The 18,252-nt window shown below is 52.0% G+C and carries 16 protein-coding genes; 7 read left to right on the plus strand and 9 right to left on the minus strand.

The features are described 5' to 3' along the window. Window position 1: 1 nt before the first annotated feature. A complete protein-coding gene (locus JW499_RS11760; protein WP_205210788.1) occupies window positions 2–1,369 on the plus strand; it encodes a Do family serine endopeptidase in 1,368 nt (455 codons plus the stop codon). 23 nt (window positions 1,370–1,392) lie between these two features. On the opposite strand, the gene JW499_RS11765 is transcribed toward JW499_RS11760, so the two are convergent. Then, entirely contained in the window at window positions 1,393–1,668 is a 276-nt protein-coding gene (locus JW499_RS11765; RefSeq protein ID WP_205210789.1) for a GIY-YIG nuclease family protein, read from the minus strand. After that, window positions 1,668–2,516 (minus strand): alpha/beta fold hydrolase, encoded by an 849-nt coding sequence (locus tag JW499_RS11770; protein ID WP_205210790.1) that lies wholly within the window; start codon window positions 2,514–2,516, stop codon window positions 1,668–1,670. The genes JW499_RS11765 and JW499_RS11770 overlap by 1 nt, the downstream gene beginning before the upstream one ends. A 348-nt stretch (window positions 2,517–2,864) precedes the next feature. On the opposite strand from JW499_RS11770, the gene JW499_RS11775 reads away from it, so the two are divergent. Next, window positions 2,865–3,296 carry a hypothetical protein gene (locus tag JW499_RS11775; protein ID WP_205210791.1) on the plus strand — a complete coding sequence of 144 codons (432 nt, stop codon included), beginning with the start codon at window positions 2,865–2,867 and terminating at the stop codon, window positions 3,294–3,296. A gap of 51 nt (window positions 3,297–3,347) precedes the next feature. On the opposite strand, the gene JW499_RS11780 is transcribed toward JW499_RS11775, so the two are convergent. From JW499_RS11780 to JW499_RS11810, 7 genes are all read right to left on the minus strand, one after another. Continuing rightward, entirely contained in the window at window positions 3,348–4,283 is a 936-nt protein-coding gene (locus tag JW499_RS11780; RefSeq protein WP_205210792.1) for an HDOD domain-containing protein, read from the minus strand. Between the two features lie 211 nt (window positions 4,284–4,494). After that, window positions 4,495–5,403, minus strand: coding sequence for an HDOD domain-containing protein (locus tag JW499_RS11785; RefSeq protein WP_205210793.1), 909 nt, complete (start codon window positions 5,401–5,403; stop codon window positions 4,495–4,497). Window positions 5,404–5,578: 175 nt separating this feature from the next. Beyond that, on the minus strand, window positions 5,579–7,003 hold the full coding sequence (gene cysG / locus JW499_RS11790) for a siroheme synthase CysG (protein ID WP_205210794.1): 1,425 nt from the start codon (window positions 7,001–7,003) through the stop codon (window positions 5,579–5,581). 142 nt (window positions 7,004–7,145) lie between these two features. Next, on the minus strand, window positions 7,146–7,910 hold the full coding sequence (locus tag JW499_RS11795; protein WP_205210795.1) for a phosphoadenylyl-sulfate reductase: 765 nt from the start codon (window positions 7,908–7,910) through the stop codon (window positions 7,146–7,148). Between the two features lie 19 nt (window positions 7,911–7,929). After that, the gene (locus JW499_RS11800; protein ID WP_205210796.1) at window positions 7,930–8,409 is read right to left on the minus strand and encodes a DUF934 domain-containing protein; all 480 of its coding nucleotides are present in this window, start codon (window positions 8,407–8,409) and stop codon (window positions 7,930–7,932) included. After that, entirely contained in the window at window positions 8,393–10,054 is a 1,662-nt protein-coding gene (locus tag JW499_RS11805) for a nitrite/sulfite reductase (protein WP_205210797.1), read from the minus strand. The genes JW499_RS11800 and JW499_RS11805 overlap by 17 nt, the downstream gene beginning before the upstream one ends. An 82-nt stretch (window positions 10,055–10,136) precedes the next feature. Continuing rightward, a complete protein-coding gene (locus tag JW499_RS11810) occupies window positions 10,137–10,922 on the minus strand; it encodes a sulfite exporter TauE/SafE family protein (RefSeq protein ID WP_205210798.1) in 786 nt (261 codons plus the stop codon). A gap of 367 nt (window positions 10,923–11,289) precedes the next feature. Between JW499_RS11810 and cysD the strand changes: the two genes are divergently transcribed. From cysD to rsxC, 5 genes are all read left to right on the plus strand, one after another. Continuing rightward, window positions 11,290–12,207 carry a sulfate adenylyltransferase subunit CysD gene (gene cysD / locus JW499_RS11815; RefSeq protein WP_408627322.1) on the plus strand — a complete coding sequence of 306 codons (918 nt, stop codon included), beginning with the start codon at window positions 11,290–11,292 and terminating at the stop codon, window positions 12,205–12,207. A gap of 106 nt (window positions 12,208–12,313) precedes the next feature. Then, on the plus strand, window positions 12,314–14,026 hold the full coding sequence (gene cysN, locus JW499_RS11820) for a sulfate adenylyltransferase subunit CysN (RefSeq protein WP_205210799.1): 1,713 nt from the start codon (window positions 12,314–12,316) through the stop codon (window positions 14,024–14,026). A 243-nt stretch (window positions 14,027–14,269) separates the two neighbouring features. Then, window positions 14,270–14,851, plus strand: a complete 582-nt coding sequence (rsxA, locus tag JW499_RS11825; protein WP_091360765.1) for an electron transport complex subunit RsxA — start codon at window positions 14,270–14,272, stop codon at window positions 14,849–14,851. A 9-nt stretch (window positions 14,852–14,860) separates the two neighbouring features. Further along, entirely contained in the window at window positions 14,861–15,460 is a 600-nt protein-coding gene (gene rsxB, locus JW499_RS11830; protein WP_205210800.1) for an electron transport complex subunit RsxB, read from the plus strand. Then, on the plus strand, window positions 15,457–18,237 hold the full coding sequence (gene rsxC, locus JW499_RS11835) for an electron transport complex subunit RsxC (RefSeq protein WP_205210801.1): 2,781 nt from the start codon (window positions 15,457–15,459) through the stop codon (window positions 18,235–18,237). The genes rsxB and rsxC overlap by 4 nt, the downstream gene beginning before the upstream one ends. Window positions 18,238–18,252 lie beyond the last annotated feature (15 nt).

Below are 18,252 nucleotides of genomic sequence, written 5' to 3' on the forward strand. Positions count from 1 at the left end.
CATGGCAAAGCAGTTAACCGCGATCATTATGTTACTAAGCTGTCTGATCTGCAGCCAGACCGCATCAGCCGGCTTGCCGGTAAGCCTGCCTGATCAGGGACCACTGCCATCCCTGGCGCCGATGCTGGAGAAGATCAATCCGGCAGTTGTCAATATCGCCACCTACTCCACCCAGGTGAACCGTTACAATCCGTTACTGAACGATCCCTTTTTCCGCCGTTTTTTTAATTTCCCGGATGCACAGCTAAAACAGTATCAGCAACCGGAAAGACAGCAGCAAAGCGCCGGCTCTGGAGTTATCGTAAATGCCAGTGAAGGCGTTGTCATCACCAATTACCATGTGATCAAAGGTGCAGATGAGGTGCAGGTGAGCCTGATTGATGGCCGTAGTTTTGCCGCTGAGATCATCGGTACCGACCCGGAACTGGATATCGCCATGTTGAAAATCGAGGCAGAACACCTCTCAGAGGTGAGTATTGCCGATTCATCTGCTGTACGGGTTGGCGATTTCGTAGTCGCTATCGGCAACCCTTTCGGGCTGGGACAAACCGTCACAACCGGGATTGTCAGTGCAATTGGTCGCAGCGGCCTGGGCATCGAAGGGTATGAAAACTTTATTCAGACCGACGCATCAATCAATCCGGGCAACTCTGGTGGAGCGCTGGTCAATCTGAGGGGAGAGCTGGTGGGTATCAATACCGCAATTATCGCTCCCGCAGGAGGAAATGTCGGCATAGGCTTCGCGATACCGGCCAATATGGTCAACGCCAGTATGCGCCAGTTACTCGCCTATGGCGAGGTAAAGCGCGGTGATATTGGTCTCGCCGTTCAGGATATTACGCCGCAACTATCGGAAGCGTTTAATCTCAAAAATGGTCAACAGGGGGTCTTGATCACTCAGGTAGATGAACACTCTCCTGCCGCTGCGGCCGGTGTCAAACCGGGGGATATCATAACCCGGATCAATGGCACCAAAACCGGGTCATCTGCCCATTTCCGCAGCCAGATATCGATGTCCGCGATCGGGGATATGCTCAGGCTGGACATTCTGCGGCAGAACAAAACACTGGAGATCGGCGTCAAGGTAGTCGCCCGGGGAGATCTGTCCTACAGTGGAAAAAGTCTCCACCCGCTGCTGGAAGGGGCCCAGTTTGAAAACAATCCCGAAGGCGGTGTCGTGGTATCCGCGGTGAAGCCCAACTCCCCGGCAGCCTACAACGGTCTCCGTCCGGACGATATTTTAGTCAGTGCTAACCGGATCGCACTGCACGATATTGAAACCCTGCGTCGGGCGCTGAGTCATGACCGCTCATCAGTCCTGCTGAAAATCATCAGGGATAATGTATCGCTGTTTCTGGTGATCCGTTAAGTAAACCCGATGCTGCAGACGGCCTACTGACCAACCGCAGACTGGAGCAGTTTAAGCTTGGCAGAACGGGGCAGCGCTTTGATCTGTGCTTCCCTTTTGCACGCTACTGAACGGTTTTCGCAGGGTTCCCTGTAAGCCAGACTGACCGGACGACGGGCCCGGGTGTACCGGGCCCCCAAGCGGTCACTCAGGTTATGCTCCTTAATCCGGCGGTCGGTGTCGGTTGTCACGCCGGTATAAAGAGAACCATCGGCACAACGCAGAATATACACATACCAGCAGGAGGATGGTGCTGACATCAGAGATAATCCAGCTTACTCATATCCAACTCAACCCCGTCAATTGAGGCGAGAAAATTCAGCAAGATCGGATTAACCTGATCGGGTTGCTCCAAAGTCGGCATATGACCGGCATTTTCAATCAGTGCCAGTTGACTGCCCGGTATAAGATCATGCTGAACCTGGGCATCTGATACCGGACAGGCGGAATCATTCTCACCCGTAATGAGCAGTGTCGGACAGCCTATCGTTGCAACCTCCTCAAGCATCGACTGACGCTGAAACAGAACCCGGCCCAGACTGACTAAACCACGCATCTGTTCAGGTTCAAGAAACATCAGATCAAAGCGAAACGTTTCGACCACCGCAGGGTAAAGCAGCTGAACCTCTTCACTGAAATAGATCTGCACAATGCTATCCAGCAGTTCAGCTGTGAGCTCCGCCTGCGTCTCAACTGCATCAATCAGCTGCAGATACTGCTGCTTTTTAGAAGCCGTTTCATCGCTCAGACTCGATCCAATCAGTACCAGACTGGCAACTTCATCCGGGTATTTCAGCGCCAGCTTCGCCCCCCAGAGCCCGGCGGTCGACATCCCCAACACACTATAACGATCGATATTAAGATGTTGCATCAACTGATGGTGGTCTTCTGCAAGACCATCAATACTGAGGCCGCTTTCATTAATCACCTGTGATTGACCATGGGACCAGAGATCCGGCACTATACAGCGGAAATGTTCTGACAGTGATTGCAACTGACGGGCCCAGACTCGGCTATCCCAAAGAAAACTGTGCCCCAGAAGCAGAGGAAATCCGCTTCCCTGATCGAGATAATGCAATTCCCGGTCATTGACTGTAAAACTGGGCATGCTGTTTCCTTGTGCAAAAATGAACCGCTACCGGCGCGAAAAAGTGCGTTCTAATATAAAGAAGTTGCACTCATAACAAAAGCAACACTCTGCTTAAAAAGAGAGCTTACTGCCCAGAACAGGTAATATAAACAGCTATCATAAAAACAGTGAATCACTGTCAGTAATTTATCTGATTCTGATCACCCTGAACCGGCTGCATGCCGATCTGAACAGGTTGAAACCGGTTGTGAGTAGTCACGCTACCACAATCGGGTAAAAGAAGCTGAGTTCCCCTCCGGGGTGCTGGCCGATACACTGTGAAAGACCCTGATAAATTGTCCAATAAAACTGAACTCCGGACCCCTGATGAGCTACACAACTTTCGGTACCATTGTATTATCAGCCATGCTTCTGGCGGGGTGCGCCAACCCGGTCAAACCTGCACACGGGGAATATTCCGGTAGCGGCGGGATGACCCAGTGGAATATTGATCCCATCGTATACCTCTATCACTATCAGCATGGATTCACTGGCAGCGATGCTCTGGGTTACGATGAGCAGTTGCAAACCGTCTGGTCCCGCCTCGGTGCGGCCGTCACCTGTAATATCCGCTATAACAAACAGGATATGATCCAGCGACTGATACAGCGGTTTGGCGAGAAAGCGATCACTCACGAACTGAACGGTATCGGATTCCATAGCGTGCAAAGCCGTAAAGTCCCTGACTTTTGCAATCGTTCAAGGGTCAAGAAAATCACCTCAGCGTTACAGCGATATCGCAGAGGCCAGTTCGACTGAACTCATACTTCACCTCATCTACTGGCGGTAGAATATTATCTATCGGGGCGATCACTGCTCTGACAGGGATTCTGTCAGCTCTGGCATGGACAACACGGCTTCACACTGTTCGGTAATTCTGGGGAGCTCAGCCGCCAGTTTGTCGATGGGGAAATCGATTTCAGGCCAGTCACTCTTAATACAATGTTCTGAAATATTCCCCCTGAGCAGAGTGTGGGACCAGGCTTGCCACTCTGGATTTTTGAGCGTCATAACACTGAGAAAATCGGCAAACTGCAGCAGCGTCAGCAGCTGTCTGACAGGCAAGGAAAGCTCATCACACTGCCAGAAGTCACTTTGATGGTGCAATAACAATGTCTTGGTAAGCGAATCCGGCAAGCGCCATTGCCGGGCGACAAGACAGCCTAGCTCAGTATGGTTGAAGCCAAATTGCTGATCTTCCAGGTCATTCAGCTCATCAGGTGAGTCCCACCCAGTCTGATCAATTAATTCAACCGTATCCGCTGCTATCTGTAACATAATGAACCGGCCTAGATCATGAATTAAGCCGCTGATGTAAGCCAGTTCAGGATTAACGTTAAAATCAGTGGTATGTTCAGCCAGAAAGCGACACATCCGAGCGGTTTCGACTGAGTGTCGCCAACACATCGTGATTCCAGGTCGGGTAACCTCGAGAAACGGAATTTTAACAAGCGTTTTCATAAGCTCCAGGGTTTTGAAAACCCCAATCCGCTCCAGTGCGTGTTCAAGATTATAGACTGGCTTATCCTGACCATGTGGCATGGCGTGCGCATATGAAAGCACCCTGGCGGCCAGGGGCGGGTATTGCTCTGCTAAAGCCGCAACTTTGATATAAAAATCAACAGAGTCACAACTCAACTGCTTTAGTTCATCAATAACCGAAGGGGCTATTGGCAGGTATTCGATCTCATCATTTACAAAATCTAGATCGATTAACTTCTGATACTGGTCGCTATTTTTGTTCATTTGCTCCCCTTCCACTGAGACTGGCTGTAAAGCGTTTCGTTCTCCAGGAGTAACAACAATGACTCACTCAACCATGCTCACCAGAAGCGATTGAGAAGCGATTGACAACTGATAAGCGTAACAATCGAAATGAGTTAAAAGTATATAAAGACTAGCTTAAACCATTCACTTCGCCGCAAAAATAGGAAAAAGTCTTAATAAGGATACACTCTCAGGCGGTGCCTGCTTTGAGCAGCACCGCCTGACACTGTTCAGAGATTGCCGGCAGCTGCGCCACCAGTTGATCGACAGGGAAGTCGACCTCTGGCCAGTTTTTATGTATACAGAATCCGCAGATAGCCCCTTTTAGCTGAGTGGCGGACCAGGCTGGCCATTCCGGATTCTTTATCAAAAAAACACTGAGAAAATCGGCAAACTGGACAATCGTCAGCAGTTGCTTAAAAGGCACCGAGACGGAATCATAACGCCACAGATCATAATCATGATGCAGCCGTAACATACTGGTGAGGGTACGGGGAAGGTTCCAGTGTTGCGCGGCCAGATAACCCACTTCGGCATGGGTAAATCCATAAGTCTGCTGCTCTACATCGGAAAGCTCTTCCGGAGAGTTCCAACCCTTTGTATCCACCACTTCAACCGCTTTAACGGCGATCTGCAGCAGCACGAAGCGGCCTATATCATGGAGTAAACCTGCCATATAGGCCAGATCGCTACTGACATTGAAGCCCGGTGTATTCTGTGCCAGAAAGCGGCTGAACCGGGCCGTCTCAAGGGAGTGCCGCCAACCAATCTTATGTCCAGGGTTGGCTGGTTCAAATACCGGTACTGCAGTCAGCTCCTGCATCAGCGCCAGTGTATCGAAAACCCCCATCCGCTCGAGCGCTTTCTCAATATTATAAACCGGCTTCAAAGGACCACAGGGAACCCTGTGCGCAGCAGAAAGTACCTTTGCCGCCAGTGGCGGATCCTGTTCGGCAAGCTCTGCCACCTTGGAATAGAAATCGATAGCATCGTGACTCAGCGTACTCAGTTGCTCAACCACAAAGGGTATCAGAGGCAGATTATCAATTCGGTCTTTTACAAAATCGAGTGTAAATATCCGTTTACGATCCTCATCCATCGTTATCACCTTCGTGTTCGTCAATAACAGGTACTGATACGCTAACCTGCCACAGGCTCACAGTATAAGTTATTATATTTGTTGTTAATTATACACTCAGATTATCGGCCACTTAGTCAGAAATTACAGTCTGACACCGACCGGACTTCACACTACCGGATCGGCCAACCCGCCGTTAGTGAGCATCCGGCAAAATCAAACCATGATTGTGCAGAACCTCTTCGCCAAACCAGGCCAGATTTTCATGCAACTGAACCACTTCACCGACAATAATCAGCGCGGGGGCCGGTAGCTGAGCCTGGTTCTGAAGTTCAGGCAGGCTCTCTAATGTGCCGGTCAGCACCTGCTGATCAGCCCGGGTACCATTTGAGACTATCGCGGCGGGCGTCGCTGCAGATTTACCGTGCGCAATGAGTTGCTCACACAGTGAACTCAGGGTATGCAACCCCATATAGAAAACGATGGTTTGATTCGGATGAACCAACTCATCGAAGTTAAGATCTGAAGTACGGTTCTTCAACTGTCCGGTCACCAACTTAACTGACTGAGCATAATTGCGGTGAGTCAGAGGAATACCCGCATAGGTTGAACAGGCACTGGCTGCGGTAATACCGGGCACCACCTGAAAGGGGATATTATGCTGTTTCAGCGTTTCCAACTCCTCCCCTCCCCGGCCGAAAATGAACGGATCACCGCCCTTAAGCCGTAACACCCTGCGTCCCTGCAGCGCATGCTTTACCAGTAGCTCATTAATACCGGCCTGCGGCAGAGTATGATTATCACGGCGTTTTCCAACAAAGATACGGTCTGCATCGCGGCGACACAGGTCTACAATTTCAGGTGAAACCAACTGATCATAGAGAACAACATCGGCTTGCTGCATCAGCCTGAGTGCCTTGAAAGTCAGCAGTTCCGGATCACCGGGACCGCCTCCCACCAGATAGACCTCCCCCACCTGATGCTCAGGATCGGCGGTCTCCAGCGCAGTTTCCAGCAGTGCCCGGGCTTCTCGGTCCCGCCCGGCAAACACTTTCTCGGCAATCTGCCCCTGCAACACCTTCTCCCAGAAAATACGGCGACGCTCTACACTGCTAAACGTCGCTTTAACCTGTTGCCGGAACTGTCCCACCAGCCGCCCCAGCCGGCTATAGCCCTGTGGAATCCAGGTTTCCAGTTTAGCCCGGAGTAACCGGGCCAGCACCGGCGACTCTCCCCCGGAGGAGATGCCGATCACGATCGGGGAACGGTCAACAATAGCCGGAAAAATAAAGGTACACAGAGGCTGATTATCAACAACATTGACCGGAATATGGCGCTCAACCGCATCGAAATGAACCCTTTCGTTAAGCTGATCATCATCGGTGGCGGCAATCACAAGATAAGCCTCATCCAGCAGGGCTGGATGGTATTCGCCAATAATCACCTGCCCGTTATGCAGCTCGATCAGTTCGACAAGCTCCGGTTCCACCTTATGTGCAACCACAATAACCCGCGCACCCGCACGGGTCAGCAGGGTTGCTTTACGCAGGGCAACCTGTCCGCCACCGACCAGCAGGGCCGTCCGATCATTCAGCTTAAAAAATAATGGCAGGTAATCCAATGTGTCATCCTCTGAAAAGCGGCTGGGTGAACCGGTGAAAAAGCAGCGTTTAACATCGCCCCTATTTTAAAGACGCTCTGTTGAAAAGATAGCAGAAAAGAGCCCGCTGGTAGCGGGCTCTTGGGTTCTCTCAGTGAGAGATCTATTTTGGCAGGAAGTCCATCACATTGACCGGTTTGGCCTGCTCCTGGTCTGCGGCGGGGGTTGCCGGATGCAAACCACATTCCCGGGTTTCCGGGTTTTCCCACCACCAGCGCCCGGCCCTGACATCCTCGCCGACAGCGATGGCGCGGGTACAGGGGGCACAACCAATACTGGGATAGTGCTGGTCATGCAGCTCATTGTAGGGCACTTTATGGGCGTGGATATAGGCCCACACCTCTTTTTCAGTCCAGTCCGCCAGGGGATTGAACTTATCGATGCCGTTACCCTCATCAAACTCTTTAAAGCCAATCTCATCGCGGGTAACGGACTGCTCCCGGCGCAGACCGGTAATCCAGGCTTCCCGTGCAGCCAGAGCCCGTTTCAGGGGCTTAATCTTACGTACAAAACAGCACCCCTTGCGCATCTCCTGGCTTTCATAGAAGGCATTGACACCATTTTCCCGGACATACTGCTCGACATCCGCCGCCTCAGGGTAGTACACCTCAACCGTCAGATTGCGGTACAAAGCCTGAACATCGGTCAGCAGCTTTAATGTTTCTTCGGGTAAACGACCGGTATCCAACACAAACATGCCGATCTGCGGTGTATGCTTGCTGATCAGGTCGGTAATCACCACATCTTCCGCCCCCAGACTGTTGGCAAATACAACCGTCCCTTCTGCATATTCCGCAACGGCCTGCTGCAGTACAGAGATCGTATGGGCTATCTTCGCTTCAAGTTCAGCGATTATTGGTTCGCTCATCACTATGGTCCCTGATCAGTTACTGACGGAAAATGGGTCGTTCATCATCAGCGCAGCCCTGATAGTGGACCGGGATCTCACCAAAGGCGCTGGTAATATCATCGCTGTAACGGTCAGCAGGAATCGCAAACGCATCAAAGCCACAACGCTCCATATATTCCAGGCGGTCACGGGTGACATCGCCTTCAGCACGCAGCTGTCCGGCAAACCCTGAACGACGCAGGATCCGGGCAAAACTAAATCCCCGACCATCAGTAAAGGCCGGAAACTCAACTGCTATCAGAGCGAGCTTATCCAGGTGCTGGAGCAACAGATTCAGATCCTGATCGCCGTTGATACGCACACCAAGTTTACCCTCAGCGCTCAGCAATGCCTCGCTATGTTCAGCAAACAGCTCATAGGGCACAACAATATCTTCACTGAGATGTGCGGAAAAATCAGCTTCATCAACCAGCAACCAACTGTCTTCGGTTACAGCACGATTAATTAACAGTGGCATAAACTCTCTCCTTAAACGGATCAAGGCCGATGCGGCGTACGGTCTCGATAAAACGTTCATCTTCAAAGCGATTTTCTACATACACCTGCAGAATCTTCTCAATGGTATCGGCCACTTCAGCCTGAGGCACCGCTTTACCAATGATCTTACCCAGAGAGGCATCTTCCCGGGATGACCCTCCCAGAGTGATCTGGTAGAAATCCTCACCGCCTTTATCAACCCCCAGAATACCGATATGGGCAACATGGTGGTGGGCACAGGCGTTAATGCAGCCAGACATGTTCAGTTTGATATCACCGATATCGTAGAGGTAATCCAGATCATCAAACTTTTCATTGATCTTCTCAGCGACCCCCAGTGTATGGGCATTTGCCAGGGAGCAGAAATCAAACCCCGGGCAGACGATCATGTCGGTCAGGGTACCGATATTCGGGCGAGCCAGATTCAGATCGCGCAATGACTGCCACAGGGTGTAAAGATCACCGGCAGCAACATGGGCGAACACCAGATTCTGATCGTGTGTACTGCGGATCTCACCAAAGTTATAGGTATCGGCAAGATCAGCCACCGCATCCAGCTGCACATCGGTAATATCGCCCGGTGGCTTGAGATGGGGCTTCAGCGAAATAACAACCGCACGGTAACCAGCAACCTTATGCTCCCGGGTATTACGCTCATACCAGGCACGGAAATCAGCATTGTCTTCCAGCTGATTTTCCAGCACCGAGAGGCCATCCACTGCATCAGCCGCATATGGATGGGGCTCAAAGTACCCTTTAATTTTAGCGATATAGTCATCGGTCAGCGCCAGCCCGGTGCGACGAATGATCTCCCATTCCGCATCAACCAGCTTTCTGAACTCATCGATACCCAGGGCATTAACCAGTATCTTAATACGCGCTTTGTATTTGTTATCACGACGACCATTGAGGTTATAGACCCGCAAAATCGCTTCCAGATAAGTCAGCAGATCCTGCTGTGGCAGAAATTCACGGATCACCTTACCGATGACCGGCGTACGACCCAGGCCACCCCCCACCAGTACTTCAAAACCCGTCTCTCCGGCAGCATTCTTCACCAGATGCAAACCGATATCATGCACCCGGGAAGCCGCACGATCTTCCGGACCACCGGTCACTGCAATTTTGAATTTACGGGGCAGGTAAGCAAACTCCGGATGCAGGGTGGTCCACTGACGAATCATCTCACACCATGGCCGTGGATCTTCTATCTCATCCGGAATAACCCCGGCGAAATGATCAGTGGTGGTATTTCGCAGACAGTTACCACTGGTCTGAATCGCATGCATCTGCACTTCCGCCAGTTCTGCCAGAATATCAGGCACCTCTTCCAGCTTCGGCCAGTTCAGCTGAACATTGGTGCGGGTCGTAAAGTGGGCATAGTTTTTATCATATTTACGGGTGATATCGGCCAGCTTACGCACCTGAACAGAGTTCATCAGTCCATACGGCACGGCGATACGCAGCATCGGAGCCTGACGCTGAATGTAAAGGCCATTCATCAGACGCAGGCCACGGAACTCCTCATCGGGAATTTCACCTGCCAGAAAACGGCGGGTCTGATCGCGATATTGCTCGACCCGCGCATTGATCAGATTCTGATCCTGTTCATTATATTGATACATCGTATATTAACGCCGGCTAACCGGCCCTCACCCTTTAAAAATTAACATTCAGAAATTCAGTTTTACGCCTGCAAACCGCGACTCAACCGGCCAGTACAAAACGCATGCCGATTGCCAGTAACAGGGTGCCCATAATTGGCTGAATCACCCTGGGCGACAACTTACTGCCAAAGTGACTGCCCAGAAATACCCCCGGCAGCGAACCAACCACCAGACAGAGCAGCAACCAGAGATCGACATTTCCCATGGTGTAGTGGCCAGCTCCGGCAATACCGGTCAGTACCACGGCATGCACCAGATCAGTTCCCACCAGCGTCTGCATACTCATCCGCGGATAGAGCAAAATCAATAACGCGGTACCCAGCGCACCCGCCCCCACGGAGGAAAGTGTCACCAGGCCACCGAGAACAACCCCCATCATCAGCGTTACATAGGGGCGGTAGCGACGCCCATGCTTTTCAAACCGGGTGCCTTCAAGCTTCACCACCGACGCGCGGATCCTGGCACGAAAAAATACCGCCACCGAGGTCAGCACCAACGACACACCCAGCGTGATGTTCATCAGGTGCTCAACTTTTTCCAGACCACCAAGCCCATCAAGATAGTGCAGGGTCATCAATGCACCGGGGATACTACCACCCAGCAGGAAAAACACCACCCGCCACTCAACCAGTTTCTTGCGGGCATAGGAGATACTGCCACCGAACTTGGTTATCGCCGCATACAGCAGATCTGTACTCACCGCAGTGACCGGAGGGATGCCAAAGCCTACAATCAGAATAGGTGTCATCAGAGCACCGCCCCCTATTCCGGTCAGACCGACAATAAAACCAACCACCAGGCCGGCAAAGCTGTATGCTATTTCCATCAACGTTCTCAGCTGCCATCGAATAAACAGAGCCATCTTATTTCAGACGGATCACCGCAAAATCAGAATGAGCTATAATAGCGACCACCTCTTATAACGCAAAATAATAATTATTAATTTGTTAATTCTTTTTCGATATAAGAGATATTCACACGACCATCCAGCACGGATATGACCAAGTTCACCTCTTATATTCCAAAAAGCTATTAAAACATTCCAACATATTCTTTTTGATTTTAAAGATAGATCTGCCATAATGGCCGCCAATAATTAGGTAGCGTGCGTTTTATGCCAACCGACTCTGAAGGACGGTGGCAAATCGACGCTGCCATAACATTTATCAGCTATGTGGAAAGAGTTAATCACTATGAGTCAATTGCCGGAACACAGACTGACCCATCTGCGTCAGCTGGAAGCAGAAAGCATACACATTATTCGCGAAGTAGCGTCGGAGTTCGAAAACCCGGTTATGCTTTACTCCGTCGGCAAAGATTCCGCCGTAATGCTGCATCTGGCCCGCAAAGCGTTCTATCCGGGCAAGCCACCTTTTCCGCTGATGCATGTTGACACCACCTGGAAATTCAAAGAGATGATCAGCTTTCGTGACAAAATGGCGGAAGAGGCCGGTATGGATCTGATTGTACATGTCAACCAGGAAGGCGTGGATATGGGTATCAGCCCCTTTACCCATGGCTCGAAAAAGCACACCGACATCATGAAAACTCAGGGCCTGAAGCAGGCGCTGAACAAGTACAAATTCGATGCTGCCTTTGGTGGCGCCCGCCGCGATGAGGAGAAGTCCCGTGCCAAAGAGCGGGTATTCTCCTTCCGTGACAAAAACCACCGCTGGGACCCGAAAAATCAGCGGCCAGAACTGTGGAACACCTTCAACACCCGCATCGATAAAGGTGAAAGCATCCGTGTATTCCCTTTGTCTAACTGGACCGAACTGGATATCTGGCAGTATATCTATCTTGAGAGCATCCCAATTGTACCACTCTACTTTGCAGCTGAACGCCCAATAGTGGTCCGCGATGGCGTTGAGATCATGGTGGATGATGAACGTTTGCCACTGGAAGAGGGCGAAGTGCCTGAGATGAAGATGGTCCGTTTCCGTACCCTCGGCTGCTACCCACTGACCGGTGCCGTTGAATCATCGGCCCAAACCCTGCCTGAGATTATTCAGGAGATGCTGCTGACTACTACATCGGAGCGTCAGGGCCGGGTAATCGATAACGACAGCGCGGGATCGATGGAGCAGAAGAAGATGGAAGGTTACTTCTAACACTGTTGCCACAGACGCTAACCCTTTCATTCAGTTGTAACGGTTACTGTCTTTCCAGAATTTCAGTGACTGCACTGTACAGAATTTAAGAATACGGAACACAATCATGAGTCATCAGTCCGATCTGATCGCCAGCGATATCGAAGCTTACCTGGCACAACATGAAAACAAAGAGCTGCTGCGCTTTCTTACCTGCGGTAGCGTAGATGATGGTAAATCGACCCTGATCGGTCGCCTGCTGCACGATTCTAAAATGATCTATGAAGATCAGCTGGCAGCACTTCAATCAGATAATGCCAAAGTCGGCAATGCCGGAGGGGAGCTGGATCTGGCGCTGCTGGTGGATGGTTTGCAGGCCGAACGTGAACAGGGCATCACTATCGATGTGGCCTACCGCTACTTCTCAACCGACAAGCGTAAATTTATCATCGCTGACACCCCCGGGCATGAGCAGTACACCCGCAACATGGCTACCGGTGCGTCGACCTGCGATCTGGCTATCATTCTGATCGATGCCCGCCATGGCGTACAGGTTCAGACCAAGCGTCACAGTTTCATCGTCTCTCTGCTGGGTATCAAACATACCATCGTAGCGATCAACAAGATGGACCTGGTAGACTACAGCGAAGCCCGCTACGAGGAGATTAAACAGGATTACCTCAACTTCGCCAAAGATCTGGACCTGAAAGATATCCACTTCGTACCATTATCCGCTTTGAAAGGCGATAACGTCGTTAACCTGAGCGAACATATGCCCTGGTATAATGAAGCGCCTCTGATGCAGTATCTGGAAACAATTGAGATCGCCAATGACCAGAACTTCGATCAGCTGCGCTTTCCGGTTCAGTATGTTAACCGTCCCAACCTGGATTTCCGTGGTTACTGCGGCACTCTGGGTTCCGGCATTGTCCGCCCCGGTGATGCCATTACGGTACTGCCATCAGGCAAGAGCAGCCGGGTAAAATCGATTGTCTCTTTCGAGGGTGAACTGCAGGAAGCCTTCCCGCCGATGGCGGTAACTCTGACACTGGAAGATGAGATCGATATCAGCCGTGGCGATATGATTGTCCACAGCAGCGATAATGTCCGCGTCAGCAACCGCTTCGATGCCATGGTTGTATGGATGGCCGAACAGGAGCTGATGCCTGGCCGTCAATATGATATCAAGATGGCAACCCAAACTGTTGCGGGGGGTATCAGCAGCATCCGTCACTGCGTTGATGTCAATACCCAGCAACAGCACCCGGCGGCTACGTTGAAGCTGAATGAGATTGGCCGTTGTGAAATAACCCTTGAACGCCAGGTAGTGACTGATAATTATCGCACTCACCACACCACCGGATCATTTATCATCATTGACCGTCTGACCAATATCACGGTTGCCGCGGGCATGATTGCGGCTGACGATATTGATAACAGTGCAGTCAGCGATCATCTGGTCACCACCAGCAGCGCCATCAGTAAACAGGACAGAGAACGTCGCTTCGGCCAGAAAGCAATTACCCTGGTGATTCAGGGGGGGTCTCAGGAACAGCGTAACACGCTGCTGTACACCACCGAGCGTCAACTGTTCAATCAGGGACGTGCCGTCGCCGTGCTGAACGGGGAAACGGCTGAAAACGCGGGGCGCATTGCCAGTCTGTTCAATGACAACGGTCTGCTGGTACTGACCGATGCCACATCGGCCCTGCCTGAAGGGACTCTGATTGTCGATCTGGATGGTGCGGCAGCGGATCTCAGTCTGAACGCAACTGCACAATCGGTCGCTGCACAGGCCAATGCTATTCTGGAACTGTTGCGGGAAAACGGCGCTATCTGATCCTCATGGATTCAGATCACAGATGTCCGGGCCTGATTTGGTTCAGGCCCGGCCAGTCATTCAGCGAGGGCCGGCCGGGCGTTTCGGCCAGACCGTCCGTTTTTTATGACGCAGGTGCAGAAAAATTGAGGCACATCAACCATAAAGCTATACCGGAAAGCCTCCAAAATCGGTAAACTTTAGAACTTTCTAATTTTAAGGCAGTTCCGGTAGTCTGATACCGGTGATGATGTAACAAATCTTATGACTGATTATCTGCTAATAATTATCAGCACCGTTCTGGTAAACAACTTCGTACTGGTTCAGTTTCTCGGACTGTGCCCCTTTATGGGCGTATCCAATAAACTGGAAACAGCGATGGGGATGTCACTGGCCACCACCTTTGTGCTAACCCTTTCATCGATTTGCAGTTATCTCGTATACACCTACCTGCTGGCGCCGCTGGATCTGACCTATCTCAAAACCATCTCCTTTATACTGGTGATTGCAGTGGTGGTGCAGTTCACCGAGATGGTGGTCCGAAAAACCAGCCCCCTGCTCTACAAACTGCTGGGGATCTTTCTTCCCCTGATCACCACCAACTGTGCCGTTCTGGGTGTGGCACTGTTAAATATCAAGAAGATGAACGGCTTTATCGAGTCGATCGCTTATGGGTTTGGTGCCGCGGTAGGTTTTTCCCTGGCACTGATTCTGTTTTCCGCTATGCGGGAGCGCATCACTGTGGCTGATGTACCGGGCCCATTCCAGGGTACCGCCATCGGCATGGTGACCGCGGGCCTGATGTCACTCGCCTTTCTCGGTTTTACCGGTCTGGTTCAGTTTTAAGGAGTTACCGTGAGCGCTGTATTAATTGCCGTGCTGGTATTGTTAGGACTGGGCCTGGTATTCGGTATCCTGCTGGGCTACTCCTCAATCCGCTTTAAGGTCGAAGGCAACCCTCTGGTTGACCAGGTCGATTCTCTGCTGCCCCAGACGCAGTGTGGTCAGTGCGGGCATCCGGGATGTCGCCCCTATGCTGAAGCGATCGTCAATAATGATGAGGCCATTAACAAATGCCCTCCCGGCGGTCAGGGCACTATCGAAGCGCTGGCCGATCTGCTGGATGTGGAGGCTATTCCGCTGGACGCTGAACACGGCGAAGAGCAGATCAAAAAGGTCGCCTACATCCGCGAAGATGAGTGTATCGGTTGTACCAAGTGTATTCAGGCCTGCCCGGTTGACGCTATCCTCGGTGCGGCAAAACAGATGCACACGGTGATTGTGTCAGAATGTACCGGCTGTGATCTCTGTGTCGAGCCCTGTCCTGTTGATTGTATTGATATGCTACCCATCGAAACCACACTGAACAGCTGGCAATGGCCAGTACCCAAATCCGGTGTTGAACTGATCGCCACGGACCGTCACCCCGGTATTGCACTGGAGGCTGATGCATGAAAAACACAGTCAAAGTGCATAGCTTCCATGGCGGGATCCATCCCCCTGAAAATAAGAAACAGTCGACCGGAGCCCCGATCGCAATAGCTCCGCTTCCTTCACGGGTGATACTGCCGTTGCAACAGCATATCGGTCTGCCCGCTGAACCGGTTGTCAGTGTTGGTGACAGGGTTTTAAAGGGTCAGTTGGTTGCTGAAGCGGTTGGACGGATCAGTGCTAATATTCACGCCTCGATCTCCGGTACCGTGGTCGCGATAGAGCCCCATCCGGTCCCGCATATGTCGGGGATGGAAGCGGGCTGCCTGATCATTGAATCCGATGGCCGGGATGAGTGGATTGAACATCAGGGGCTGGAGGATTACACCCAACTGCCAAAACAGGAACTGATCGAGTATATCCGTCGGGCGGGCGTTGCCGGTATGGGTGGCGCTGGCTTTCCTACCGATGTAAAACTGCATCTGGGCGACGATCATATCGTCAACACTCTGATCATCAATGCCGCAGAGTGTGAACCCTACATCACCGCAGATGATATGCTGATGCGGGAGCGGGCAGACGAGGTGTTGGGCGGTATTGAGATCATCGCACACCTGCTGAAACCGCTGCATATTATGGTCGGTATTGAGGATAACAAGCCCCAGGCCATCCGTGCCCTGCATGCAGCCCTGGATAACAGTCCCCTCAATCTCGATATCGTTATCACCCCTACCAAATACCCCTCCGGAGGTGAAAAACAACTGATCAAGCTGCTAACCGGGATAGAGGTCCCCAGCGGCAGAATTCCGGCAGATGTCGGTATTGTGTGCCAGAATATCGGTACCACCACTGCAATCTACCGGGCGGTTATCCATGGCGAACCTCTGATTTCACGTATCGTCACAGTGACCGGCCAGGCGGCTGGCCACAAGCAGAACTATGAGGTACGTATAGGCACCCGTTTCGCGGATCTGCTGGATCACTCTGAAGTGAGACGCGAACAGATGCATCGCCTGATTGTCGGGGGCCCGATGATGGGTATCACAGTGATCAATGAGCAGATTCCGGTGATTAAAACCACCAACTGTCTGATCGCAGGCACCATCGGGGAGATGCCCCCACAACCCCCGGCACAAGCCTGCATCCGCTGTGGCATGTGCGAGCAGGTATGCCCGGCAGAGCTGCTGCCGCAACAGCTGCACTGGTTTGCTAAAGGCAAAGAGTTTGAGAAAGCCCGCCATCATAACCTGTTCGATTGTATTGAATGTGGCGCCTGCTCATACGTCTGTCCAAGCAATATTCCACTGGTGCAATATTACCGCTTTGCTAAGGCGGAGATCCGCAAAGAGGATGAGGAACAGCGTAAAGCCGACCATGCCAGGATCCGTTTTGAAGCCCGCTTAGAACGTCTTGAGCGGGAAAAAATAGAGAAAGAGGAACGTCGTAAACAGCGCGCAATTGAAGCCGCTGCAGCGCAGGCGGCGAAAAAAGATGCCGCGCTGAACATCACCTCATCATCCGCTGACAACCGCCCTGCTGCGGCCTCCGCTCCTGACCTGAAACAGCTGAAAAGCAATGCAGCCATCGCCCGCACTAAGCTTAGAAAAGCGGAGAAAGCACTGACCAATGCTCAGGAAAAAGGCCTCGACGGCATTGAGACGCTGCAGGCCACCCTGCAACAACTACAGGTTAAATCAGAGCAAGCGGAAAAAGCCTATGCTGATGCCCAGAGTGCGCCGGCTTTGCAGCAAGCCCCAAGCGCACCAGTGACCGACATTAAACAGCTGAAGAGTCATGCCGCCATTGCGCGTACCAAACTGAAGAAAGCGGAGAAGCAGCTGGCGGCGGCACAGGAAACCGGTGACGCTGATATCGATGCGCTGAAAGCTCAGGTCGCTGAACTACAGGCCAAAAGCATCGCCGCTGAAAAAGCCTATAGTGAAGCGGAAAACGGTAACAGCCCGGCCACAACTCCCGGTATTGATACAACTGAACTGGAAGCGGATATCGCCGCACTGCAGAGCAAAGTCGACAAAGCAGAGAGTGCCTGGAAAACCGCGGCAGAGTCCGGCAGTCCGGCTGCCGATAAGATGGCCGCAGGGGTCGAGAAACTGAAAGATAAGCTGAAAGCACTGCAGGATGAGCTGGCAACGATCCGCGCCTCAGCATCCCCAGCTCCGGCGACGGCAGTCGACAGTACCGCGCTGGAAGCCGATATCGCGGCAATGCAGGCCAAAGTCGACAAAGCAGAGAACGCCTGGAAGGCGGCGGTTGAATCTGGCAGCCCGGCGGCCGACAAGATGGCCGCCGGGGTCGAAAAACTGAAAGATAAGCTGAAAGCGCTGCAGGATGAGCTGGCACAGATAAAGGCCGGCTCAACAGCAAAAGCAACGTCAGACTCCGGGACAGCTGCGAGCGTCAGTATCAAAGAGCTGAAACAGCAGGTGTCGATTATGCGCACCAAGCTGAAAAAGGCGGAAAAACAGCAGGCTGAACTGGCAGAGGGAGAGAAAGACCCCGCTCTGGAAGCTGAAATAGCTGAACTGCGAGCCCGCCATGATGCCGCGCAGGCGCTGTTTGATGCAGCCGAAGCGGAAAAAGCCGCCGCCGCAGCGCAACAGGGTATCGACCTGAAACAACTTAAGATCGATGCGGCAATGGCGCGAGCGGCAGTCACCAAGGCTGAGCGGGCACTGAGTAAAGCGGAGCACGATCTTAAGCAAACGCTTGAAGAGGAACTTCTGGCAGCCCGGGCTAAGGCAGAAAAACTGAATTCGACGCTGGAACGTTTTTCAGAATAACATTGAACCATTATT

Origin of the sequence: Amphritea pacifica (assembly GCF_016924145.1) — a bacterium.
In the GTDB taxonomy this organism is placed as follows: domain Bacteria; phylum Pseudomonadota; class Gammaproteobacteria; order Pseudomonadales; family Balneatricaceae; genus Amphritea; species Amphritea pacifica.